Here is a 23627-nt window from a genome sequence, read left to right on the forward strand (position 1 = left end):
TATCCACACGTAAGCCGAACTTCCGGAGTATGCCGCTTGGGGGTGTCATGCACCCATTGGAGAGATTTTCGATTGCGGCATGTCGCCGTACCTTGTAGGACATGCAACAAATCCTCACGCTCGCGGCCAGAGCCCGCATGTCGTTCGCGTCCCAAGGCATGGTCAAGGCGGAGGTGGCGCCATGCGCCGCGCCCGCGCAACCGCTGTTGGTACTGCGCGGGGTGTCGTTGAGGGAAACGGTTCGATCGAGAGCGGCGAAGGTGATCGCGGTGACTGCGCTTCACTTCGATGTTCGGAAGCGCTAGGCGGAGGACGCCTACAGCACCGGGTGACCGGTGGTGAACATGCAGGAGTCGGGATCGGCGAGGTTGGGCCCCGTGGTGCTCGCGCCCTCGTCGGGCAACGCGGCCGAGGTGCTTTCCCCGATACCGACGGGCGTCATGGGCTTGCCGAATGGCGCGAGCCCCTGCAAGACGCGCAAGGCCGAGGCGCCCTGGATGAGCGCCTCGGAATAATCAGGAAGACCTCGGGTAGATGAATCGATGGGCCGGTATCCCAGGCATTCCTCGGATTCTGCTTGCACCGCCTCCATCAGAACCCAGTGGAATTCACCGGGTTCCAACTCGAGAACAGTCAAGGCCAAGTCGCGCCGCACCATGGGATTCCTCTGATTCAGTTATTTGCTGAATTGTTACTGTCCAGAGAAATCTCCACCAAGGTACTTTTGCACATCGGGCGAACCCCGGCCCCCGGGAACCGGCACTTTGTCTCGGAATGCCGGTCCCCGGCAGGGGCTCAACCGAGGCGGACAGGCACGAAGATCTTGTCGCCGTCGCGCTGGATGAGCAGCGCGACCGACTTGTCCGCCTTCGCCACGACCTCGCGCACCTGCTCGATGCTCTTCGCCGGCGTACCGTTGATCGCCAACAGCACGTCGCCGGGCTGCACGCCTGCCATGGCCGCCGGGCCGCCCACTTCCTGGATCAGCAGGCCGCTGTCGACTGCTGCCTCGCGCTGTTCCTGCGGCTGCAGGGGGCGCAGCGCCAGACCGAGCTTGCCTTGGCCGGCGGTGCTGTCGCCCTTCGCAACCTTGGTCGACTTTTCAGCCGAGTCGCCCAGGTTCGCGGTGATTTCCTCGCGAGCGCCCTGACGCCAGATTTCGAGCTGGATCTTGCTTCCAGGCTTCTTCTGGCCGATCAAGGCCGGCAGGTCGCCCGAAGCAACGATCGGCTCGCCGTCCACCTTGCGGATGACGTCGCCCGAACGCAGGCCGGCCTGGTCTGCGGGGCCGCCCTTTTCCACGTTCGACACGAGCGCACCCTCGGGCTTGTCGAGCTTGAACGAGTCGGCGAAGGCCTGGTTCACTTCCTGCACCGCGACGCCGAGGCGCGCATGGCTCGCCTTGCCGGTGGCGACGATCTGATCCTTGACCTGGATCGCCACGTCGATCGGGATCGCGAAGGACACGCCCTGGTAGCCGCCGCTGCGGCTGTAGATCTGCGAATTGATGCCGACCACCTCACCACGGGTGTTGATCAGCGGGCCGCCGGAGTTGCCGGGGTTCACGGCGACGTCCGTCTGGATGAACGGAACATAGCCGTCGTCCGGCAGCGAACGACCCTTGGCACTGACCACACCGGCGGTCACGGTGTTCTCGAAGCCGAATGGCGAACCGATGGCAAGCACCCATTCGCCGACCTTCAGGTCCTTGGTGTTTCCGACCGACAGGGTCGGCAGGTTCTTGGCGTCGATCTTGAGGACGGCGACGTCGGTCTTTGTGTCCGAGCCCAGCACCTTCGCCTGGAACTCGCGGCGATCGGTCAGCTTGACGGTCACTTCCTTGGCGTCCTTCACGACGTGCGCGTTGGTCAGGATGATGCCGTCGGCACTCACGATGAAGCCGGAGCCCTGGCCGCGAACTGGCGTCTCGCGCTGCTGTTGCGGTCCGCGCGGGCCACCCTGGCCTTGGAAGCGGCGGAAGAATTCGTACATCGGGTCATCCGGGTCCATGCCCTGCATGCCTTGCGGGCCTTCGGCCGACGTCTTCGTCATGCCGGTCACGCTGATGTTGACCACCGCCGGCGCATGACGCGCGGTGATGGTGGAAAAGTCGGGCATGGAGACCTGCGGCGCGTCAGCGACCGGCATGGCCGAAGGTGCCGGCGAGCCCACGGCGTTGGCACTGGTATAGGCACCGGTGGCCACGGCGCCGATCACGCCGGCGGCTGCCAGCGAAAGGACAAGCGCGCGGGGCGAGGTGAAACTGGTCTTCATCTGAAATCCTTTCGAGGTTTGGAGAAATCAACGAAAGGAATGTCGGGCCAGTCACTTAAGGGCGCCTTAAACAAGTGCCGCGCGAAAAGCAATGAGAAAAGGCTCAGGACACGCGAGGAAACTTCACCGTCACTCGCAATCCGCCCAGGCTCGGGGATGGGTCGAGCGAAACGGTCGCGCCGTGCAGATCGGCGATCGATTTCACGATGGCCAAGCCGAGCCCGCTGCCCGGCACCTGAGGCTCGCCGGATCGGTAGAAGCGATCCAGCACGCGCTGGCGTTCGCTCGCGGGCAGACCGGGTCCGCTGTCGTCCACGCTCAGCTCGGTGCCCTCCGCGCCCGCAACGATGGCGACATCGACCCGTCCACCGTCCGGCGAGTACTTCACCGCGTTGTCCAGCAGGTTGCGCAGCAGCGTGCGCAGCGCCTCGGCCTGCCCGGGGATCTGCACCGGATCCGCCCGGACCACACCGATGTCGATCCGGCGCGCCTGCGCCGTGGCGACGACATCGGAGATCGCCAGGCGCGCCACGTCCGGCAGGCTCACCGACTCCGGCCGTGCGCCTGTCGCGGCGCTGCTCTCGTGCCGCGCGAGCGCGAGCATTTGCTCGACCAATCGGGTTGCACGGTCGATGCCGGCGGCGAGCCGAGTCACCGCGACATCGCGGGTGGATTCATCGCCCGCGCGCTGCAGGCCCTGCACCTGCAGCTTCAATGCAGCCAGCGGCGATCGAAGTTCATGGGCGGCATCCGCGACGAAATGCTTCTGCGCATCGAAGGCCCGTTGAACGCGGTCGAAAAGCAGGTTGAGCTCGTGCACCAGGGGGCGCACCTCCTCAGGCAGATCCTTCTCGCTCAGCGGCGACAGGTCGTCCGCCTGGCGCGCCGCGACCTGGCTACGCACGCGCGCCACCGGCGCGAGCGACAGGCTCACCACCCACCACACCACCAGCATGAGCAGCGGCGCCGCCAGCGCGATCGGGCCGACGGTGCGCAGTGCCAGGGTCCCCGCCATGCGGCGTCGGGCGGCCATGTCCTGCGCCACCTGGATGACCAGCGCCCCGGTCTGCAGGGAGAAAACCCGGTAAGTCGTGCCCCGGGCCTGGACGTTCGAGAAACCCAGCACGGCGCGTTGCGGCAAGGCGGCCTGGGCGGCCGATTCGAAGATGCGAATGCCATCGAGGGTCCAGACCTGCACGATAAATTCGAAGTTCTCGTCGCCCGCGCCAATTCCGCCGACAGTGGCGCTCGGCGGCAGCCCCGCCCGCAACGAAAGCGCCATCTGCTGCATGTGGTGGTCGAAGATGTCGTCGGCTTCGCTGAGCACCGTGCGGTAGGCGACGAAGGCCTGCGTACCGGCCGCAAGAAGGATGGCCGCCAGCAGGAACCACAGCAGGCGGGCACGAAGCGACTTCATTCCTTGGGCACCATGTAGCCGACTCCGCGTACGTTGCGAATCAGGTCCGCGCCCAGCTTCTTGCGCAGTCCGTGCACGTAGACCTCGACGGCATTGCTGCTGATCTCGTCCTTCCAGCTGTAGAGCTTTTCCTCCAGTTGCGCGCGCGACAGGACCATGCCGGGCCGCGCCAGGAGAGGTTCGAGCACCGCCCATTCACGTGCGGAGAGCATGACCGGCTGCCCGCCGACCGTAACTTCGCGCGTCGCGGGGTTCACGGTCACGCCCATGTGCTCGTACACCGGCTCGGCCCGGCCGGCCGCACGGCGCAACAGGGCACGAATGCGCGCCAGCAACTCGTCGAGGTCATAGGGCTTCAACACATAGTCGTCCGCGCCGGCATCGAGGCCCTCGACGCGCTGCTGCACCGAGTCGCGGGCCGTCGCGATCAAGACGGGCATGCGCTGCTTGCGGGCGCGCAAGGCGCGGAGCACCTCCAAACCGTCGCGGCGCGGCACCCCGAGATCGAGCAGGACCAGATCGTATTGCTGCGCGCGGAGTGCCATGTCCGCCGCGTCGCCGTCCTTGACCCAGTCGACCGCGTACTTTTCGGCGCGAAGGAGATCGAGTACGGTCTCGCCGATCATCACGTCGTCTTCCAGCAGAAGTAGTCTCATCGTTCATTCACCCGTGAAGCGATTCCCGGGATGGTAGCGGCGATGATGGGCGTCGACACCTACAGAAGCGCCCTCACCTCGCGCGCCGCTTCGAAAAGCAGAGGGAGCATCTCTCGCCGCAGAGCCTCCTCCTGATGGCGTCCACCGGATAGCACGACGTTGAGTGCCGCCACGGTATGCCCCTGCATGTCGCGCAACGGCACGGCCAGCGCCTGGACGCCGAGTTCGTGCTCTTCGCTGGCGAAGCAGAAGTCGTCCTTGCGGGCCTGTGCGATACGCTGGCGCAAGACGCGCGCCTGCGTGACCGTGTGAGGCGTGAGGCGCTGCAGGCTGCGGCCCTTCAGCCATTCCGTGAGTTTCGAAGCGCTCAAGGCGGCAAGCAGCACCCGCCCTGTCGACGTCGCGTGCGCAGGCAGGCGCGCACCAAGGTGCAGGCCATAGGCCAGCACGCGCGTTGGCGCGCCATAGCTGCCGCTGCGTGCGACGATGACGACCTCCTCGCCGTCGAGCACGACGGCGGAGAAGGACTCCTGCGTCTGTGCGGAAAGGCGGTTCAGCGTCGGCTGCAGCGCGCGGGGCAATCGTGACGACGCGAGATAGCTGCCCGAAAAGCGCAGCACCTTCGGCGCCATCCAGAAATAGCTGCCGTCGGTCTCGAGGTAGCCGAGATGCGCAAGCGTCAGCAGGTGGCGCCGGGCGGCCGCCCGCGTGAGGCCCGCGCGCTCGGCCGCCAGGGTCGCGTTGAGGCGCTGGCGCTCGGTGTCGAAGCTTTCGAGCACGGCCATCCCCTTGGCGATGCCCTCGATGAAGTCTGGTTTGGCGATGGTCATGGCACGAAGTGTTGCGCGATCATCGCGCAGGTTGCCTCATGATCGCACAGAGCGTGCCGTCCACATCCCCTGAATCGGCCTCCCCGCCCTACGCTCGCCGAAACGCCATCAGGAGACACACATGCGAACTCAGGTTGCCATCATCGGTGCAGGCCCCGCCGGACTGCTGCTGGGCCAATTGCTGCACAAGTCGGGCATCGACAACGTCATCATCGAGCGGCAGACCGGTGAGTACGTGCTGGGCCGGATCCGAGCCGGAGTGCTGGAACAGATCACGATGGACCTGCTCGCACGCGCCGGCGTCGACGCGCGTGCCAAGGCCGAGGGCCTGCCGCACGACGGCATCGAACTGCTGTTCAAAGGGGCCCGCCATCGCATCGACATGCACGGCCTGACCGACGGAAAGCAGGTGACGGTGTATGGCCAGACCGAGGTGACGCGCGACCTCATGGCCGCCCGGGAGGCCGAGGGCCTCACGACGATCTACAGCGCTTCCCAGGTCAGCCTCCACGACTTCGACACGAAGTCCCCGCGCGTGCGCTACGAGAAAGACGGCGCCACGCATGAGATCGAATGCGACTTCATCGCGGGCTGCGACGGCTACCACGGCGTCAGCCGTGCCAGCGTTCCGGCGCAATCGCTGCACACCTACGAGAAGATCTACCCGTTCGGCTGGCTGGGCGTGCTGGCCGACGTGCCGCCGGTGTCGCACGAGTTGATCTACGCGAATACTTCGCGCGGCTTTGCGCTGTGCAGCATGCGCAGCGCGACGCGCAGCCGGTACTACGTGCAGGTGCCGACCGAGGAGCGGGTCGAGAACTGGAGCGACGAAGCCTTCTGGAACGAACTCCGCCTGCGCCTCGATCCGGAAGCGCGCGACCGGCTCGTGACGGGCCCGTCGCTCGAAAAAAGCGTCGCGCCGTTGCGCAGTTTCGTCGCGGAGCCAATGCGCTTCGGCAGCCTCTTCCTGGCCGGCGATGCGGCCCACATCGTGCCGCCGACCGGCGCCAAGGGCCTGAACCTGGCCACGGCGGACGTCGGCTACCTGTCGCGCGCCTTCGAGATCTTCTACGGCGAAAAGTCGGCTTCAGCGCTCGACCGCTACTCCGACCTGTGCCTGCGCCGGGTCTGGAAGGCCGAGCGCTTCTCGTGGTGGTTCACCTCGCTGATGCACCGCTTTCCGGAGACCGGCGAATTCGGCCAGAAGATCCAGGAAGCCGAACTCGACTACCTGGTCCACTCCCGCGCCGCCTCCACCTCGCTCGCGGAAAACTACGTCGGCCTGCCGCTCGAGGATTTCTGAGCGCCGGCGCTCAGGCCGTTGACGCCATCAGCTGCCAGACGCGCGCCGGCGTGAGCGGCATGTCCAGGTGCGGCGTGCGGTCGGCCAGTCCGTTGCGCGCCAACGCATCCGCCACCGCATTGACGATCGCGGGCGTGGCCCCGATGGTGCCGAGTTCGCCCACGCCCTTCACGCCCAGCGGGTTGTTCTTGCAGGGCGTCGACTCGTCCATCTCCATGCGGAACATCGAGGTGACGATGTCCGAGCGCGGCGCCGCATAGTCCATGAGACTGCCGGTGAGCGGCTGGCCGGTCTCGACGTCGTACACCACGCGTTCATAAAGTGCCTGCCCGATGCCCTGGACCGCCCCGCCTTCGAGCTGACCGCGCACGATCATCGGGTTGACCACGCGCCCGACATCGTTGACCGAGGCATAGCTGACCACGCTGATGTCGCCCGTGGGGGGGTCGACCTCGACCTCGGTGATATGGCAACCGTTCGGCCAGGTCGGCCCCGACACCGTCGAGGTCGAATCCACGAAGATCTGGCGCTCGGGCTGGTGCCCGGCCAGTGTGAACAGGTCGACCTGCAGGTCGGTACCCGTCACCTTGAAGACGCCTGCCGCGTATTCGACGTCGGCCGCCGACACTTCCAGTTCCTGCGCCGCGAGTTCCTTCGCCTTGTCGATGGTCCGCTCGGCGCCCACTCGCACGGCCGAGCCGCCCGTGAACAGCGAGCGCGAACCGGCGCTGCCGAAGCCGTCGCCACGGTCGGTGTCGCCCATGACGATCCGCACTTTTTCGATCGGGACGCCGAAAGCGTCGACGACCAACTGGGCGAGCGTGGTCGCAATGCCCTGCCCCATCGCGTTGACGGCGGAGAAAACCTCGATGACGCCATCGGCCTGGACGGCGACGGTCACGCGTTCCTCGAACACATTGCCCCCCGTCCATTCGAGAAAGGTGGCGATCCCAAGGCCGCGCATCCGTCCCTGACTTCTGGATTCGGCCGCACGTTTGTCGAAACCCTGCCAATCGGCCAATGCGAGCGCCTTGTTCATCACCAGTTCGAACTGACCGGTGTCGTACGTTTGCTTCATCGGGTTGGTGTAGGGCATCTGTTCCGGCTGGATGAAGTTGCGCCGGCGCAGTTCGATCCGGTCGATACCGGTCTGCCGCGCAGCCTCGTCCATCAGGCGCTCGATCGTGTAGATGGCCTCGGGCCGACCGGCGCCGCGGTATGCGCCCGTGGGGGCCGTATTGGTCAGAACAGCCTTGAAGTGGAAATCGATGGTCTGGATGTCATAGACGCTGGTCTGAACCCACGGGCCGATCAGCAACTGGATCGCGACGCCGGTGCCGGTTGCATACGCGCCGACGTTGGCGTGGGTCTTGATGCGCAGCCCCAGGATCTTGCCGTTCGCATCGAGCGCCAGTTCAGCGCGGGATTCGATGTCCCGGCCATGCGATGTCGCCAGGAATTCCTCGCTGCGATCGGCCACCCATTTCACCGGCCGCCGCAACGCAAGAGCGGCGAACGCGACCGCGATGTCCTCCGGATAGGCGCCGGTCTTCATGCCGAAACCGCCGCCGACATCACCGACGACCACGCGCACTTTTTCCTTTGGCAGCCCGATGGCGTCGCAGATCGAGTCGCGAACGCCGGAAGGCATCTGCGTACTCATGCGGATCACGATCCGTTCGGATGCGATATCGAAGTCAGCGAGCACCGTCCTGGGTTCGATGGTCAGAGCGACGACCCGCTGGTTGACCACGTCCAGAGCGACGACATGGCTGGCCTTGGCGAACGCGGCCTCGGTCGCTTCGCTGCTGCCGTGGCGCATCTCGGCAGCGATGTTGCCGGTGGCTTCGTCGCAGATCAACGGTGCGCCGTCGGCGGTTGCGCCCGGGAGGTCGACCACCATGGGCAGTTCCTCGTAGTCGACCAGCACAGCCTCGGCCGCATCCCGCGCCTGTTGAACGCTCTCCGCCACCACCACCGCGACCGGCTCGCCGACGAAACGGACCCGTTCGAGCGCCAGGGCGCGCCGCGGGGGCGTGGCGCAATCCGCACCGTCCGCCCGCTTGAAGCCGGCCGCGCCGGGCATGGGCTTCGCGCCCGCCTTGTCCAGGTCGGCGCCGGTGAAGATGCCCAGCACGCCGGGCATGGCAGCGGCCGTCGTGGTGTTGACCGACGCCAGTCGCGCATGCGGATAAGGCGAGCGCACGAAGCTCACCCAGGCCTGGCCCGGCAGCGCAACGTCATCGGTGTAGCGCCCGGTGCCGTTCAAGAGGTTCTCGTCTTCCAGCCGCCTGACGGCCTGGCCGCTACCGAAGCGCGTGGGATTCGTTTCTGTGGTCACCGTGGTCCTCTTTGTCTGGAGCAGTTGTTGCGGGGCGCAGGAACAACTATATGGTCATCGGGAACATTCGGCTCGCGCGCCCGTCGCAGAGAGCGAAGCCGTGTATACATCCGATCATGCAACTACCTTGGCTCGACCCTGGTGACCCGCTCCCCGATGCCGCTTTGGCATGGGGCGAATCCGACCCGGTGCCGGGGCTGCTCGCCGCTGGCGGCGGTCTCGATGTCGCAAGCCTTCTGCAGGCCTACGGCAACTGCATCTTCCCCTGGTTCAGCGAAGGCCAGCCGATCCTGTGGTGGAGTCCGGATCCGCGCATGGTCTTGGACGTCGGGCAGTTCAGGCTGCACCGGTCGCTGCGCAAGACGCTGACCCGCTTCATCGCCACCGAGGGCTGCGAGATCCGCATCGACCACGGATTTGAAGCGGTGATCACCGCTTGTTCGCAGGCGCCGCGCTTGGGCCAGAGCGGTACCTGGATCCTTCCCGAGATGGTGCGCGCCTATTTGGACCTGCACCGCGCCGGCCACGCACACAGCGTCGAGACATGGATCGACGGCGAACTGGCAGGCGGACTCTATTGCGTATCGATCGGGCACGCGGTCTTCGGCGAATCGATGTTCGCGCGCCGCTCCGATGCTTCGAAGATCGCGCTGGCGGCGCTCGTCTGCTTCTGCAAGCGACATGGCATCCGCTTGATCGATTGCCAGCAGAACACCTCGCATCTCGCCAGCCTGGGTGCCCGGGAAATGCCGCGTCAACGCTTTGTGTCGCACGTCGCCCACGCGCGCCTGAAGACGGCACCTGCATGGCGCTTCGAGCCCCTATACTGGCGCGTACTCCTGTCCGCGCGATCTTCCTCAACGACGTGACGCACCTCAAGGATCTCCCGCTCCACACGCTGCAGTTCTACGCGACGGCACCCTATCCGTGCAGCTATCTGCCGGACCGCCAGGCGCGCTCGCAGGTTGCCACGCCGAGCCACCTGATCCACAACGACGCCTACTCCGACCTCGTGCTGAGCGGGTTCCGGCGCAGCGGCATGTTCACCTACCGGCCGTACTGCGATGGTTGCAGTGCCTGCGTTCCGCTGCGGGTGCTCGCGAACGACTTTCGCCCCAATCGAAGCCAGCGCCGCGTACTGACGCGCCACGCGAACCTGCAGGCGCGGGTGCTGAAACTGTGCTTCGTGCCCGAGCACTACCAGCTTTACCTGCGCTACCAGAATGGCAGGCACGCCGGCGGCGGCATGGACCACGACAGCATCGACCAGTACACCCAGTTTCTGCTCCAGAGCCGCGTCAACTCGCGCCTCGTGGAGTTTCGCGAAACAGGGCCCGATGGCGGCGCGGGCGCACTGAAGATGGTTTCCATCCTCGACGTGCTCAATGACGGACTCTCGGCGGTCTACACCTTCTACGAGCCGGAGCCTGGTGCGGGTTACGGCAACTACAGCGTGCTCTGGCAGATCGAGCAGGCGCGCAAGCTGCAACTGCCCCATGTCTACCTCGGCTACTGGATCGAGGGCAGCGGCAAGATGAACTACAAGGCCCGTTACACGCCGCACGAAGTGCTAATTGACGGCCAGTGGCAGCCGGCAACCGATTTCACCAAGTAAAATCGCGACCGGTATCTAACCGCGTTGCACATGAGAAAACCCCAATCCGACGTTCCAGCCACGCCTGTGATCCAGGTCATAGAGCGGATGTTTTCGCTGATCGACGTCCTCGCGTCTCGCGAAGAAGCCATCTCCCTCAAGGAGATCAGCGAAAAGACGGGCCTGCACCCGTCCACCACCCATCGCATCCTGAACGACCTGGCCGTCGGCCGCTTCGTCGATCGCCCGGAGGCCGGCAGCTATCGGCTCGGCATGCGGTTGCTGGAGCTTGGCAACCTGGTCAAGGGTCGGCTCAATGTGCGTGATGCCGCGATGGCACCGATGCGCGAGTTGCACAAGCTCACGCAGCAGCCGGTGAATCTCAGCATGCGTCAGGGCGACGAGATCGTCTACATCGAGCGTGCCTACAGCGAGCGCTCGGGCATGCAGGTGGTGCGTGCGATCGGTGGGCGTGCGCCGCTTCACCTCACGTCGACCGGCAAGCTGTTCCTGGCCGTGGATGAACCACAGCGCGTGCGCAGCTACGCCACGCGGACCGGTCTGGCCGGCCACACGCGCAACAGCATCACGCAACTGCCGGCGCTGGAGCGCGAACTCTCCAAGGCTCGCCAGTACGGCATCGCCCGCGACAACGAGGAACTGGAACTGGGGGTCCGCTGCATGGCGGCAGGGATCTATGACGACCAGGGCAAGCTGATCGCAGGCCTGTCGATCTCTGCGCCGGCGGACCGATTGGACGACGGGTGGCTGCCCAAGTTGCAAGCCACCGCCAACGAAATCTCGAGCGCCCTCGGCTACAAGGCCGGCGCGCCCGCGACGACCTGAGGCCTGCGCAAGGCCTTCAGGCTTTCATCGGAGACGGTGAGAGTCGAGACGCCGGCCTGCCGGCAATCAGCCGGCGATGTGCGCCGCGACGCTCTGCTGCGCAGCCGGGATCGTCATGTGATTGGCTTCGACCCAGCGACGGACGCGTTCCGCGTCGCCGATGCGGCTGAGCTTGCCGGCCGAATCGAGGAACACCATGATCAACTTGCGCCCGGCGATCTTGGCCTGCATGACCAGGCACTGACCGGCTTCCGAGATGTACCCGGTCTTCTGCACGCCGATGTCCCAGTCAGGGCTCTTCACGAGTCGGTTGGTGGTGTTGAATTGCAGGACGCGATTGTTGACCTCGACCTGGTACTCAGGCGAAGTGGAAAGCTGGCGCACCGTGGCGTCGGCATACGCCGCGTTCACCAGCAAGGCGAGGTCCTGCGCGCTGGACTGGTTGCGGCTGGACAGGCCGGTCGGCTCGACGTAGCGCGTGTCCTTCATGCCGAGCATCTTTGCCTTGGCGTTCATCACGCTCACAAAAGTGGCGAGGCCACCGGGATAGGTCCGGCCCAGCGCGTGCGCAGCGCGGTTCTCGCTCGACATCAGCGCCAGGTGCAGAAGTTCGCCACGCGGCAAGGTCGAACCCACCGTCAGGCGCGAGCGGCTTCCCTTTTCGGTGTCGACATCGTCCTGCGTGATCGTGATCAGTTCATCGGAGGGCAGTTGTGCCTCGCTGATGAGCAGGCCGGTCATGAGCTTGGTCAGGGATGCGATGGGAAGAACAGCATGGTCGTTCTTGCTGAGCAGAACTTCGTGCGTGTCCTGGTCGATCACGAGGGCCACGCTGGACTTTAGATCCAGCGCATCTTCGGTGCTGTGAAGACCTGCCATCTGACCGAAGGACTGGCGCGCGGGCATTTCTGCAACACGAACGACCGAGCGACGTTGCACGGCTACAACAGTTTTGCCGTTCTTCTGGCGGATCGATGCGACCACGTTTCGGCCGCCGCTGACGACGCGTTCGCTCTTGTCCGCCGAAGCAGTGCGCTTGGGAACGGCGACGGTCTTTCGCTTGCTGTCGGCACTGACTGCCGTCTTCTTGGCCGGCTCTTTCTTGGCTGCAAAGGCCGAAGGCAGCAAAAACGCCGTGGCGCAAAGCGCGACGGCGAGCAGGCGAAATGCGGGAAGGAACCGCTGGCTTGAAACTCGGTGGGAACGGGCTTCGGGCATTAATAACTCTCCAGCGGCGAAGTAAGGAAACCGCAGTTTATCGAAATCAAAAAAGACACGCAATATCAGTTACTTGCATCCTTTTCTTCAAACGAAAACAAGGATCCTCGCAAATTTCAACCTTGTGCCGCCACTCTCTCAGCTTGGCTCTGTAACTTGTTGAGCGCACTCAAATAAGCCTTGGCGGACGCGACCACGATATCGGGGTCCGCTCCCACACCGTTGACCACGCGCCCGGCATTTTGCAACCGCACCGTCACTTCACCCTGGCTCTCGGTCGATCCACTGATCGCATTGACCGAATAGAGCACCATCTCAGCACCGCTTTTCACATGGGATTCGATCGCCTTCAATGACGCATCGACCGGCCCATTTCCATCGGACTCCCCCGTGACTTCCTTGCCTTGGACCGTGAACACGACACGGGCTTGAGGACGCTCACCTGTTTCACTATGTTGCGACAAGGATACAAAGCCAAACTGCTCTCCAACGTGCGAGAGCTCCTCGTCGCTGACCAATGCGAGGATATCTTCGTCAAATATTTCACTTTTCCGGTCGGCGAGTTCCTTGAAGCGGGCGAACGCCGCGTTGATGTCCGCCTCGCTCTCCATCGTCACGCCCAGCTCCTGCAGGCGCTGCTTGAAGGCGTTTCGCCCGCTCAGCTTGCCCAGCACGATCTTGTTGGCGCTCCAGCCGACATCCTCCGCACGCATGATTTCGTAGGTGTCGCGCGCCTTCAGCACGCCGTCCTGATGAATGCCCGAGGCATGCGCGAAGGCGTTTGCGCCAACCACGGCCTTGTTGGGCTGGACCACGAACCCTGTCGTCTGGCTCACCATGCGGCTGGCCGCCACGATATGCCGCGTGTCGATGCCCAGTTCGAGGCCGAAATAGTCCTTGCGCGTCTTCACGGCCATGACGATTTCCTCGAGCGAGCAATTCCCGGCTCGCTCGCCCAGGCCGTTGATCGTGCACTCGACCTGCCGGGCGCCGCCGATCTTCACGCCCGCCAGTGAATTGGCCACCGCCATGCCGAGGTCGTTGTGGCAATGCACGGACCAGACGGCCTTGTCGCTGTTCGGGATGCGCTCGCGCAGCGACTTGATGAAATTGCCGTAGAGCTCCGGAATGGCATAGCCGACCGTGTCCGGCACGTTGATCGTCGTGGCGCCTTCGTTAATGACGGCTTCCAGGACCCGGCACAGGAAGTCCGGGTCGCTGCGATAGCCGTCTTCCGGGCTGAACTCGACATCGGCGATCAGGTTGCGGGCGAAGCGAACGGACAGCCTGGCCTGCTCGAATACCTCGTCCGGCGTCATCCGGAGCTTCTTTTCCATGTGCAGCGCGGACGTTGCAATGAAAGTGTGGATGCGTCCGTTTGCGGCGCCCTTGAGCGCTTCGGCCGCACGCGAGATATCACGGTCGTTGGCGCGCGACAGGCCGCATACCGTCGAATCCTTGATCGCGTTCGCAATGGCCGCGACCGCATCGAAGTCGCCGTTGGAACTGGCGGGGAAGCCGGCTTCGATCACGTCGACCCGAAGCCGCTCCAGTTGGCGGGCAATGCGCAACTTTTCGTCTTTGGTCATGGAAGCGCCGGGCGACTGCTCGCCATCGCGCAAGGTTGTGTCGAAAATGATCAGTTTGTCAGCCATCGTGGATCTCCTTGGATTCATGCCGTCCCGCCGAGGCGGGACATGGGGGCCTCAGCGCATCAAGCCGGTTCAGCCACCGATTGTGCGCTGCGTGCACCCTGCGCTCGTGCCCGAGACAACCCGGAAACGATGGCCTTCAGAGACGCCGAGATGATGTTCGCATCCATTCCGACGCCGAACAACGTCGTCGAATTGTCGACGCGCAGTTCGAGGTAGGCCACAGCCTGGGCGTCCGCGCCGGCACCGATCGCGTGCTGGTGGTAGTCGATGACGCGAATCGCGTGGCCTGTCGCGCCGGCCAGGGCGTGAATGAAGGCGTCGATCGGACCATTGCCTCGACCCTCGATCGGGCGGACTTCGCCTTCCCAGGGAAGATCGGCGCGCAGGACAACGGTGGCGTCCGCGCCCTCCCCTTGCTCTTCGAGCACGCGGTGCTGCGGACCGTTGGCATCATGAATGCCGTACTCACGCTCGAACAGCGCCCAGAGGTCGGCCGCGGTCAGTTCCTTGCCTTCGACGTCCATGACGCGCTGCACGGTCTGGCTGAATTCCATCTGGAGGCGACGCGGCAACTCGAGCCCATATTCGCTTTCGAGCAGATAGGCGATGCCGCCCTTTCCGGACTGGCTGTTGACCCGGATCACAGCTTCATAGCTGCGGCCGACGTCCTTCGGGTCGATCGGCAGGTAGGGCATATCCCAGATATCGCCGTCCTTGCGCGCTCCGAAGGCCTTCTTGATCGCGTCCTGGTGCGACCCCGAGAACGACGTGTAGACGAGGTCGCCGACGTACGGATGGCGCGGATGCACCGGCAACTGGTTGCAATGCTCGACGGTGGTACGGATCTCGTCGATGTTCGAGAAGTCGAGCCCCGGTGATACGCCTTGCGTGTACAGGTTGAGCGCCACGTTGACCAGGTCGAGATTGCCGGTGCGTTCGCCGTTCCCGAAGAGGCAGCCTTCGATGCGATCGGCGCCGCCCATCAATGCGAACTCGCCGGCCGCGGTGCCCGTGCCGCGATCGTTGTGGGGGTGCACGGACAGGACGATCGCATCGCGGCGTGCCAGGTTGCGGTGCATCCACTCGATCATGTCGGCAAAGATGTTCGGCGTCGAATGCTCGACGGTCGAAGGCAGGTTGACGATGCACTTGTTCGTCGGCGTCGGTGCCCAGACTTCGGTGACGGCATCCACCACCCGCTTCGAAAACGCGAGGTCGGTGCCCGAGAACATTTCTGGCGAGTACTGGAATGTCCAGCGCGTGTTCGGCTGCCTGGCGGCGAAGGTGTTGAACATGCGCGCGTGCGTAGTCGCGAGTTCGACGATCTGGTCCTCGTCCATGCCGAGCACCACGCGGCGCATGATCGGCGCGACCGCGTTGTAGAGATGCACGATTGCGCGGGGCGCACCCTGCAAGGCCTCGAAGGTGCGCTCGATCAGGTGGTCGCGCGCCTGCGTCAGCACCTGGATCGTCACGTCATCGGGGATGCGGTCTTCCTCGATCAGCTTGCGCACGAAGTCGAACTCGACCTGGGAGGCGGACGGGAAGCCGACCTCGATTTCCTTGAAGCCGATCGCCACCAGCGTCTCGAACATCCGCATCTTGCGGGCGATGTCCATCGGCTCCACCAGCGCCTGGTTTCCGTCGCGCAGGTCGGTCGACAGCCAGATCGGCGCCTGGGTCAGCACGGCGTCGGGCCAGGTGCGGTCCTTGAGGCCTATCGGTGCGAAGGGACGGTACTTGAGGTTGGGTTGCTTCAACATCTGATTTTTCTCGCTATGGTTGGATCAACCAGCAACCCCAAAACAAAACGGCCCGTTGCTGGTGCGAACGGGCCGTGGTGAGGGATTTGCGCGCGCGCTACCGACTCCGCCCGTAGGGGATCAGTAGTAGGGCCAGCGAAATCTTGTTCATGGAAGGCGTGAATGTAGCACAGCCTCTATCAGTTGTGGAGCCCGCGCTCGTCGGGTTCGTCGGTCGAGATGCTGATCACGCTCACCTGCTGCCCCTTGGCCTTGCGCCAGGCGTAGACCACGTAGCCGCTCAGCCCATAGGCGACGAACATGCCGAACAGCACCGTCGGCGGGTGGATGTTGACCACCGCGATGCCGAGCGCGATCAGCACGATCGCCGCGAAGGGCACGCTACGCTTCATCTGCACGTCCTTGAAGCTGTAGAACGGCGCGTTGGTCACCATGGACAGGCCCGCATACAGCGTGAAGCCGAAGGTGATCCACGTGATTTGCTGCCACGAGAGGTAGAGCACCTCGCCGCCGCGTCGGCCCCATTCGGTCATGAGCCAGATGAAGCCCGCTACGAGTGCCGCCGCGGCAGGCGACGGCAGCCCCTGGAACCAGCGCTTGTCGACCACGCCGGTATTGACGTTGAAACGCGCAAGCCGCAAGGCAGCGCATGCGCAGTAGACGAAGGCTGCGATCCATCCCCACCGGCCGAGCCCCTTCAGGGACCATTCGTAGGCAATCAATGCAGGCGCGGCGCCGAAAGACACCATGTCCGACAGCGAATCCATCTGCTCGCCGAAGGCACTCTGCGTGTTCGTCATGCGCGCAACCCGGCCGTCGAGACTGTCGAGGATCATGGCGGCAAACACGCCGAGTGCCGCTTGATCGAAGCGCGCGTTCATCGCCATCACGATCGCGTAGAAACCGCCGAACAGGGCCGCCAGCGTGAACAGGTTCGGCAGGATGTAGATGCCCTTGCGACGCTTGCGCGGCGCGACGTCGTCCGGGATCGTGTCGTCATGCATGCGCCCGACCTCCGGCGCTCGTCTTCGCGGCGCAAAGGGCTGTCTGATTCATGGCAGATGAGAGTGTCGAACGCATCGGTCGCAGTGTAGTTCAGGCGGTGTGGCGCCCAGAAAGAAAAGGGCCACCGCATGGGTGGCCCTCGTCGCGTCGGGAAGGTCCGATCAGTTGCGGGTCTGGTCGACCAGCTTGTTCTTCTTGATCCAGGGCATCATCGCGCGCAGCTTCTCGCCGACCACTTCGATCTGGTGCTCGGCATTCAGGCGGCGGCGGCTGATCAGCGTGGGCGCACCGCCCGCGTTTTCCAGCACGAAGCTCTTGGCGTATTCACCGGTCTGGATGTCCTTGAGGACCTGCTTCATGACCTTCTTGGTTTCCTCGGTCACGATGCGCGGACCCGTCACGTACTCGCCGTACTCGGCGTTGTTCGAGATCGAGTAGTTCATGTTGGCGATGCCGCCTTCATAGATCAGGTCGACGATCAGCTTCAGCTCGTGCAGGCATTCGAAGTACGCCATTTCGGGCGCGTAGCCGGCTTCCACCAGCGTCTCGAAGCCTGCCTTGATCAGCTCGACGGTACCGCCGCACAGCACGGCCTGTTCGCCGAACAGGTCGGTTTCGGTTTCTTCGCGGAAGTTGGTCTCGATGATGCCGGCCTTGCCGCCGCCGTTAGCCGTGGCGTACGACAGCGCCAGGTCGCGGGCCTTGCCGCTCTTGTCGGCATGCACGGCGATCAGGTGCGGCACGCCGCCGCCTTGCGTGTAGGTGCTGCGAACGGTGTGGCCGGGGGCCTTGGGAGCGACCATCCAGACGTCCAGGTCGGCGCGCGGCTGCACGAAACCGTAGTGCACGTTGAAGCCGTGCGCGAAGACGAGCGAAGCGCCTTCCTTGATGTTCGGTGCGACGTCGTTCTTGTAGACGCTGGCGATCTGCTCGTCGGGTAGCAGGATCATGACGACATCCGCCGCCTTCACGGCATCGGCAACTTCAGCCACCTTCAGGCCGGCCTTCTCAACCTTCGGCCAGGACGCGCCACCCTTGCGCAGGCCGACGACGACCTTCACGCCGCTGTCGTTCAGGTTTTGCGCGTGTGCATGGCCTTGGCTGCCGTAGCCGATGATTGCAACCGTCTTGCCCTTGATCAGGCTCAGATCAGCGTCCTTGTCGTAATAGACCTTCATGATTTCTCCTTCGTAGATTCGGTGGATGTGGGACAGATGATTCAAACGCGCAGGATGCGCTCGCCGCGGCCGATGCCGCTGGCGCCGGTACGGACGGTCTCGAGGATCGCGCCGCGATCGATGGCTTCGAGAAACGCGTCGTTCTTGCCGTGGTCGCCAGTGAGCTCGATGGTGTAGCTCTTGTCGGTCACGTCGATGATGCGGCCGCGGAAGATCTCGGCCATGCGCATCATTTCCTCGCGCTCCTTGCCGACTGCGCGCACCTTCACCATCATGAGCTCGCGCTCGGTGTAGGCGCCCTCGGTCAGGTCGACGACCTTCACGACCTCGATCAGGCGGTTCAGATGCTTGGTGATCTGCTCGATCACGTCGTCGGAGCCTGCGGTGACGATGGTCATGCGCGAGAGGCTTGCATCCTCGGTGGGTGCGACGGTGAGCGATTCAATGTTGTAGCCGCGGGCCGAGAAGAGACCCACGACGCGGGAGAGTGCACCGGCCTCGTTCTCGAGCAGCACGGCAATGATGTGTTTCATGGCAAGCAGACTCCTCTTTTCGCCGCCCTCCCCCGCACACGGTAATGCACGGGCTTGGCGGGCAATAGATTCGTCAGAAGTAGGTTGAACAACGCGCCGGTCCGCCCCGCGGGCCGGCTTTTCGAGTGATTAAAGGTCTTCGGAGCCCAGCAGCATTTCGGTGATGCCCATGCCCGCCTTGACCATCGGGAACACGTTCTCGGTCGGGTCGGTTCGGAAGTCCATGAACACGGTGCGGTCCTTGAGCTTGCGCGCCTCGCGCAGCGCCGGCTCCACGTCCTGCGGACGCTCGATCAGCATGCCGACGTGGCCGTATGCCTCGGCGAGCTTCACGAAGTTGGGCAGCGCGTCCATGTAGCTGTGGCTGTAGCGCCCCGAGTACTCGATTTCCTGCCACTGCCGGACCATGCCGAGGTAGCGGTTGTTCAGCGAGCAGATCTTGATCGGCGTGTTGTACTGCAGGCAGGTGGAGAGCTCCTGGATGCACATCTGCACCGAGCCTTCGCCCGTGATGCAGAACACTTCCGATTCGGGCTTGGCGAGCTTGATGCCCATCGCGTAGGGAATGCCGACCCCCATCGTGCCCAGGCCGCCCGAATTGATCCAGCGGCGCGGCTCGTCGAAGCGGTAGTACTGCGCGGCCCACATCTGATGCTGACCGACGTCCGACGTGATGTAGGTGTCGGCGTCCTTGGTCATGTTCCAAAGGGTCTCGACCACGTACTGCGGCTTGATCACGTCCTTGTTGCCGCGGTCGTACTTGAGGCAGTCCTTGCTGCGCCAGCCTTCGATCGTGTCCCACCAGTTCGACAGCGCACCCGCATCCGGACGCGTCGTGCTTTCCTTGATCATCGTGATGAGTTCGGTCAGGACGTCCTTCACGTCACCGACGATCGGGATGTCGACCTTCACGCGCTTCGAGATGCTCGACGGGTCGATGTCGATGTGGATGATCTTGCGTTCGTTCTGTGCGAAGTGCTTCGGGTTGCCGATCACGCGATCGTCGAAGCGCGCACCCACCGCCAGCAGCACATCGCAACTCTGCATCGCGTTGTTGGCTTCGATGGTGCCGTGCATGCCCAGCATGCCGAGGAACTTGCGGTCGCTCGCCGGATAGGCGCCCAGTCCCATCAGGGTGTTGGTGACCGGGTAGCCGAGCAGGTCGACGAGTGTGCGCAGTTCGTTCGTCGCGTTGCCGAGCAACACGCCGCCGCCGGTGTAGATGTAGGGACGCTTGGCCGTCAGCAGCAGTTGCAGGGCCTTGCGGATCTGGCCGCCGTGCCCTTTTCGCACGGGGTTGTACGAGCGCATCTCGATCTTCTCGGGATAGCCGCTGTAAGTGACCTTCTTGAACGAGACGTCCTTCGGAACGTCCACGACGACCGGGCCTGGACGGCCGCTGCGTGCGATGTGGAAGGCCTTCTTCATCGTGATGGCCAGATCCTTGGGATCCTTGACGAGGAAGTTGTGCTTGACGATCGGCCGCGTAATGCCGACGGTGTCGCATTCCTGGAAGGCGTCGAGCCCGATCGCCGCGGTCGGCACCTGGCCCGAGATGATCACCATCGGGATGCTGTCCATGTAGGCCGTCGCGATGCCGGTGACCGCGTTGGTCAGTCCGGGCCCGGAAGTGACCAGGGCCACCCCGACCTCGCCGGTGGCGCGCGCGTAGCCGTCGGCAGCGTGCACCGCAGCCTGTTCGTGGCGCACCAGCACGTGCTGGATGGTGTCCTGCTTGTAGAACGCGTCGTAGATGTAGAGAACTGCGCCGCCGGGGTAGCCCCAGACATACTGGACGCCTTCGGCCTGCAGTGCCTTGACCAGCACTTCGGCGCCCATGAGTTCTTGCGTTTGATTGCCCATCGCGGAGGATGCGGCTGCCGCGGAAGTGATTTCCGCCTTCGAGATTTCCATGATCAACCTTTGTGTTTTTTCGGGAACGAAAAACCTTGGGTGCCCCTTCGCCAGCTCTTTTGAAGCCGCGTCAGGACTTGAGGCCACAACCATGGGCGGATTTGTCATACCACCGGACCGTGACCCGTTTGCCTTTTGACTTGCAACGCGGATTATGACATCGGAAGAACCCCTGGCAACTCGAACGAAGCCAATCCGAGTGGGGAGGCATAATCCGCGGCGGCAAAAACACCAACGTCCATCAGAGACACACATCCCACGCGGCGCTTCCCCGGCGCCGGACTCGCTTGGCCACTGAACAAGAACTTTCCGACTTCCTGAAGAGTGTCGAACGGCGCGCTTTCAAGCGCTCCGTCTACCACGTGCGGGACGAAGAGGCGGCGCTCGACATCGTTCAGGACAGCATGATGAAACTGGCCGAGCACTACGGCGACAAGCCGGCCAGCGAATTGCCTCTCCTGTTTCAGCGGATCCTCTCGAATTCCACCCTTGACTGGTTCCGGCGCCAGAAGACGCGCCGGGCTTTGTTTTCGAATTTGAGCGACTTCGAGTCGATGGACGACGACGGTGATTTCGACCTGCTCGGACACGTCGACCTCCCCATGGACACCCGAGAAACCGAGAGCGCAGAGGACACAACCCGCCGCGCCCAGGTTTTCCGAGAGATCGAGGAAGAGATCGCCGCCCTGCCCGGTCGTCAACGCGAGGCCTTTCTGATGCGTTACTGGGAGGAAATGGATGTCGCCGAAACGGCCGCCGCAATGGGTTGCTCCGAAGGGAGCGTCAAGACCCATTGCTCGCGCGCCGTTCATGCCTTGAGCAAAGCGCTCAAGGCCAAGGGAATTTCGCTATGAATACAACGCTTTCTGCCTCCTCCGACGCGCTCGAAGCGCAATTCGGGCGCCGTATCGCCAGCCGGCTCACCGCCGGCAACCTCGAGCTGTCGCACGAGGTCGGCGAGCGCCTGCGCGCGGCCCGGGTACAGTCCGTGGCTCGCCGCAAGGTGGTTCCGCAGTTGCGAAGCGCGCCTGTTGCGGTGTCGAACGGCCACACGGCAGCGCTGGGAGCGGGCTGGTGGTGGACGCGCATCGGCTCGGTGATCCCGCTGGTGGCCTTGGTCGCCGGGCTCGTGGCGATCAGCGTCATGCAGGAAGACAGCCGGACCAACGAACTCGCCGAGGTCGACTCGGCCCTGCTCACCGACGACTTGCCGCCCGCGGCCTATACCGACCCCGGCTTTGCGCAGTTCCTGAAGACGGAAAACACCTCCGAACGCTGATCGACCGCCACCGAATGCCGCAACGCCCCCTTCCTCGCGCCGAAGCCCTCCGCCTGGCGCGTCCGCGCGCCTGGACGACCGGCGCGTGGCTGATCGCGGGCCTCCTGTCGGCCGGCGCCGGCCTCCTGACGAGCACCGCAAGGGCGCAACCGAACAAGCCCGCGGCATCCGCGGCGCAAGCGACCACCCCTGCGGCCAAGCAACCGGTCTCGAAGCCGCTCTGGCGTGACCTCACCACGCGCCAGCAGCGGGCTCTCCAGCCCCTCGCCGCCTCTTGGGACGACCTGACGGAGCCGCACAAGCGCAAGTGGCTGGCGATTTCGCGCGACTATGCCAAGCTGCCGGCCGCCGATCAGGAGGTCCTCCACAGCCGCATGACCGAGTGGGCGACCCTGAGCAACCAGCAGCGCGCGCAGGCGCGCCTCAACTTCGCCGACGTCAAGCAGGTCCCCGTGGATGAGCGCAAGGCGAAGTGGGAGGCCTACAAGGCGCTGAGCGACGAGGAAAAGGGCAAGCTCGCAGCGCGCGCCAGCACGTCGGGCACGCCGGGCGCGGCGCCCACGATCCGACCCGTGCCGGCCCAGAAGCTCGCTCCGGTGCCGGCGCTCGGGCCCGATGGCCAGCACATGCCCCGCATCCAGCTGGCGCCGCCGCCGGCCCCCATGACGGCAGCGGCGCGCCCCCCCGTTGCGCCAGCCGTGCCCGCGCCTGTCTCGCCCCCGGTGAGCGCCGAGGCGCAGGTCCCGCCGCCGTCGTCCTCCACCGCGCCGGTCGCAGACGCGCCGGCCCCGGCCGTCCCGCCGGTGCGCATGACCGAGCAGCCCTCTTCCGCACCCTGATGCAAGTTTCAAGGTGTCGATGACCCCCAGCTCCTCCGGCAGTCCCGCCCCTGACCGACCGGCATCCGCCGAAGCATCCGAACAGGTTCCCGCGAAGCTCATCGCGCCCGGCCTCTGGCGCCGGATGGCCTGCTGGCTCTACGAAGGGATGCTGCTCTTTGCCGTGGTGTTCGTCGCCGGCTGGCTGTTCAGCACGCTCGGCCAGATGCGCGACGCGATGGACTCGCGCCGGCACCTGCTGCAGGCATTCCTTTTCATCGTCTTCGGCGTGTACTTCGTCTGGTTCTGGGCCCATGGGCAGACCCTGGCCATGAAGACCTGGGGCATCCGCGTGGTCGACCGCTTCGGCCGCCCGCTCACCCAGGGCCGCGCCTTGCTGCGTTACCTGCTGAGCTGGGTCTGGTTCCTGCCGCCGCTTGCGGCCATCTCGCCGTTCAACCTGTCTGGCGGCGAGTCCGCGGTGCTGATCCTCGGTTGGGTGTTCGTCTGGGCCCTCCTCGCGCGCTTCCATCCCGAGCGCCAGTTCTGGCACGACGCGTGGGCCGGTACCCGGCTGGTACCCTCCCGCCCCCTCAGCAGGCGATGAGCGACGCCGATCCCGTCAACCCGCAGAAAGCGCGGCGCGGCCTGGCCCGTGTCTGGCACGCCACGCTCATTTCATTCGACGGCTTTCGTGCCGGCTGGCGCGAAGCCGCGTTCCGGCAGGAGGTGGCCTGTGCCGTCGTCATGCTGCCGGCGGCGTTCTGGGTCGGACAAAGCTGGGTCGAAGTCGCGCTCCTCGTGGCGACCGTGATGCTGGTGCTGATCGTCGAACTGCTCAACAGCGGCATCGAGGCCGCCATCGACCGCGTCGGCCCCGAGTGGCATTCATTCTCGAAGACGGCCAAGGATCTCGGCAGCGCCGCCGTCCTGCTGTCGATCCTGCTGTGCAGCGGCGTGTGGATCGCGGCGCTCTGGCAACGCTTCGCCACATAGTCGACGC

22 protein-coding genes are annotated in these 23627 nt (G+C 64.7%); 9 read left to right on the forward strand and 13 right to left on the reverse strand.

The genetic code is table 11. The features are described 5' to 3' along the window. Nucleotides 1-316: 316 nt before the first annotated feature. The 5 genes from ACSFBL_RS28285 to ACSFBL_RS28305 all read right to left on the reverse strand — a co-directional run bounded on the left by ACSFBL_RS28285 (nucleotide 317) and on the right by ACSFBL_RS28305 (nucleotide 5177). Nucleotides 317-658, reverse strand: a complete 342-nt coding sequence (locus ACSFBL_RS28285) for a hypothetical protein (protein WP_435519145.1) — start codon at nucleotides 656-658, stop codon at nucleotides 317-319. Nucleotides 659-795: 137 nt separating this feature from the next. Then, nucleotides 796-2274, reverse strand: coding sequence for a DegQ family serine endoprotease (locus tag ACSFBL_RS28290; protein WP_435519146.1), 1479 nt, complete (start codon nucleotides 2272-2274; stop codon nucleotides 796-798). Nucleotides 2275-2377: 103 nt separating this feature from the next. Next, nucleotides 2378-3691 (reverse strand): ATP-binding protein, encoded by a 1314-nt coding sequence (locus tag ACSFBL_RS28295; RefSeq protein ID WP_435519147.1) that lies wholly within the window; start codon nucleotides 3689-3691, stop codon nucleotides 2378-2380. Further along, a complete protein-coding gene (locus ACSFBL_RS28300) occupies nucleotides 3688-4347 on the reverse strand; it encodes a response regulator (RefSeq protein ID WP_435519148.1) in 660 nt (219 codons plus the stop codon). The genes ACSFBL_RS28295 and ACSFBL_RS28300 overlap by 4 nt, the downstream gene beginning before the upstream one ends. A 59-nt stretch (nucleotides 4348-4406) precedes the next feature. Next, on the reverse strand, nucleotides 4407-5177 hold the full coding sequence (locus tag ACSFBL_RS28305) for an IclR family transcriptional regulator domain-containing protein (protein WP_435519149.1): 771 nt from the start codon (nucleotides 5175-5177) through the stop codon (nucleotides 4407-4409). A gap of 121 nt (nucleotides 5178-5298) precedes the next feature. On the opposite strand from ACSFBL_RS28305, the gene pobA reads away from it, so the two are divergent. Then, the gene (gene pobA / locus ACSFBL_RS28310; protein ID WP_435519150.1) at nucleotides 5299-6480 is read left to right on the forward strand and encodes a 4-hydroxybenzoate 3-monooxygenase; all 1182 of its coding nucleotides are present in this window, start codon (nucleotides 5299-5301) and stop codon (nucleotides 6478-6480) included. A 10-nt stretch (nucleotides 6481-6490) separates the two neighbouring features. On the opposite strand, the gene ACSFBL_RS28315 is transcribed toward pobA, so the two are convergent. Continuing rightward, the gene (locus ACSFBL_RS28315; RefSeq protein ID WP_435519151.1) at nucleotides 6491-8821 is read right to left on the reverse strand and encodes a xanthine dehydrogenase family protein molybdopterin-binding subunit; all 2331 of its coding nucleotides are present in this window, start codon (nucleotides 8819-8821) and stop codon (nucleotides 6491-6493) included. Between the two features lie 116 nt (nucleotides 8822-8937). Between ACSFBL_RS28315 and aat the strand changes: the two genes are divergently transcribed. Genes aat through ACSFBL_RS28330 form a run of 3 tightly spaced genes read left to right on the forward strand, consistent with a single transcriptional unit; the run spans nucleotide 8938 to nucleotide 11261 of the window. Continuing rightward, a complete protein-coding gene (gene aat / locus ACSFBL_RS28320; RefSeq protein WP_435519219.1) occupies nucleotides 8938-9690 on the forward strand; it encodes a leucyl/phenylalanyl-tRNA--protein transferase in 753 nt (250 codons plus the stop codon). Next, complete coding sequence (locus ACSFBL_RS28325; protein WP_435519152.1) at nucleotides 9687-10436, forward strand: arginyltransferase; 750 nt, start codon at nucleotides 9687-9689, stop codon at nucleotides 10434-10436. The genes aat and ACSFBL_RS28325 overlap by 4 nt, the downstream gene beginning before the upstream one ends. Nucleotides 10437-10466: 30 nt before the next feature. Continuing rightward, nucleotides 10467-11261 (forward strand): IclR family transcriptional regulator, encoded by a 795-nt coding sequence (locus tag ACSFBL_RS28330; RefSeq protein WP_435519153.1) that lies wholly within the window; start codon nucleotides 10467-10469, stop codon nucleotides 11259-11261. 66 nt (nucleotides 11262-11327) lie between these two features. Here the strand turns inward: ACSFBL_RS28330 and ACSFBL_RS28335 are convergent, their stop codons facing one another. The 7 genes from ACSFBL_RS28335 to ACSFBL_RS28365 all read right to left on the reverse strand — a co-directional run bounded on the left by ACSFBL_RS28335 (nucleotide 11328) and on the right by ACSFBL_RS28365 (nucleotide 20527). Next, a complete protein-coding gene (locus ACSFBL_RS28335) occupies nucleotides 11328-12479 on the reverse strand; it encodes a serine hydrolase (RefSeq protein ID WP_435519220.1) in 1152 nt (383 codons plus the stop codon). Nucleotides 12480-12595: 116 nt separating this feature from the next. Next, entirely contained in the window at nucleotides 12596-14134 is a 1539-nt protein-coding gene (locus tag ACSFBL_RS28340) for a 2-isopropylmalate synthase (protein WP_435519154.1), read from the reverse strand. A 59-nt stretch (nucleotides 14135-14193) separates the two neighbouring features. Beyond that, nucleotides 14194-15897 (reverse strand): 2-isopropylmalate synthase, encoded by a 1704-nt coding sequence (leuA, locus tag ACSFBL_RS28345; protein WP_435519155.1) that lies wholly within the window; start codon nucleotides 15895-15897, stop codon nucleotides 14194-14196. A gap of 179 nt (nucleotides 15898-16076) precedes the next feature. Then, nucleotides 16077-16901, reverse strand: a complete 825-nt coding sequence (pssA, locus tag ACSFBL_RS28350; protein ID WP_435519156.1) for a CDP-diacylglycerol--serine O-phosphatidyltransferase — start codon at nucleotides 16899-16901, stop codon at nucleotides 16077-16079. A 162-nt stretch (nucleotides 16902-17063) separates the two neighbouring features. Further along, complete coding sequence (gene ilvC / locus ACSFBL_RS28355; RefSeq protein WP_435519157.1) at nucleotides 17064-18080, reverse strand: ketol-acid reductoisomerase; 1017 nt, start codon at nucleotides 18078-18080, stop codon at nucleotides 17064-17066. Between the two features lie 41 nt (nucleotides 18081-18121). Then, nucleotides 18122-18613 carry an acetolactate synthase small subunit gene (ilvN, locus tag ACSFBL_RS28360; RefSeq protein ID WP_028253911.1) on the reverse strand — a complete coding sequence of 164 codons (492 nt, stop codon included), beginning with the start codon at nucleotides 18611-18613 and terminating at the stop codon, nucleotides 18122-18124. 129 nt (nucleotides 18614-18742) lie between these two features. Then, nucleotides 18743-20527, reverse strand: coding sequence for an acetolactate synthase 3 catalytic subunit (locus ACSFBL_RS28365; RefSeq protein WP_435519158.1), 1785 nt, complete (start codon nucleotides 20525-20527; stop codon nucleotides 18743-18745). Between the two features lie 287 nt (nucleotides 20528-20814). Here ACSFBL_RS28365 and ACSFBL_RS28370 point away from each other — a divergent pair, with 287 nt between their 5' ends. The 5 genes from ACSFBL_RS28370 (at nucleotide 20815) to ACSFBL_RS28390 (ending at nucleotide 23620) form a co-directional block, all read left to right on the forward strand. After that, nucleotides 20815-21381, forward strand: a complete 567-nt coding sequence (locus tag ACSFBL_RS28370; RefSeq protein ID WP_435519159.1) for an RNA polymerase sigma factor — start codon at nucleotides 20815-20817, stop codon at nucleotides 21379-21381. Then, nucleotides 21378-21806: a DUF3619 family protein gene (locus ACSFBL_RS28375; RefSeq protein ID WP_435519160.1), complete on the forward strand. Its 429-nt coding sequence runs from the start codon at nucleotides 21378-21380 to the stop codon at nucleotides 21804-21806. Before ACSFBL_RS28370 ends, ACSFBL_RS28375 begins: the two co-directional genes overlap by 4 nt. A 14-nt stretch (nucleotides 21807-21820) precedes the next feature. Then, nucleotides 21821-22645: a DUF3106 domain-containing protein gene (locus ACSFBL_RS28380; protein WP_435519161.1), complete on the forward strand. Its 825-nt coding sequence runs from the start codon at nucleotides 21821-21823 to the stop codon at nucleotides 22643-22645. Between the two features lie 124 nt (nucleotides 22646-22769). After that, nucleotides 22770-23231 carry an RDD family protein gene (locus tag ACSFBL_RS28385; RefSeq protein ID WP_435519221.1) on the forward strand — a complete coding sequence of 154 codons (462 nt, stop codon included), beginning with the start codon at nucleotides 22770-22772 and terminating at the stop codon, nucleotides 23229-23231. Next, nucleotides 23228-23620: a diacylglycerol kinase gene (locus tag ACSFBL_RS28390; protein WP_435519162.1), complete on the forward strand. Its 393-nt coding sequence runs from the start codon at nucleotides 23228-23230 to the stop codon at nucleotides 23618-23620. Before ACSFBL_RS28385 ends, ACSFBL_RS28390 begins: the two co-directional genes overlap by 4 nt. Nucleotides 23621-23627: the final 7 nt, after the last annotated feature.

The organism is Variovorax glacialis (genome assembly GCF_051216375.1).
Taxonomy (GTDB): domain Bacteria; phylum Pseudomonadota; class Gammaproteobacteria; order Burkholderiales; family Burkholderiaceae_C; genus Variovorax.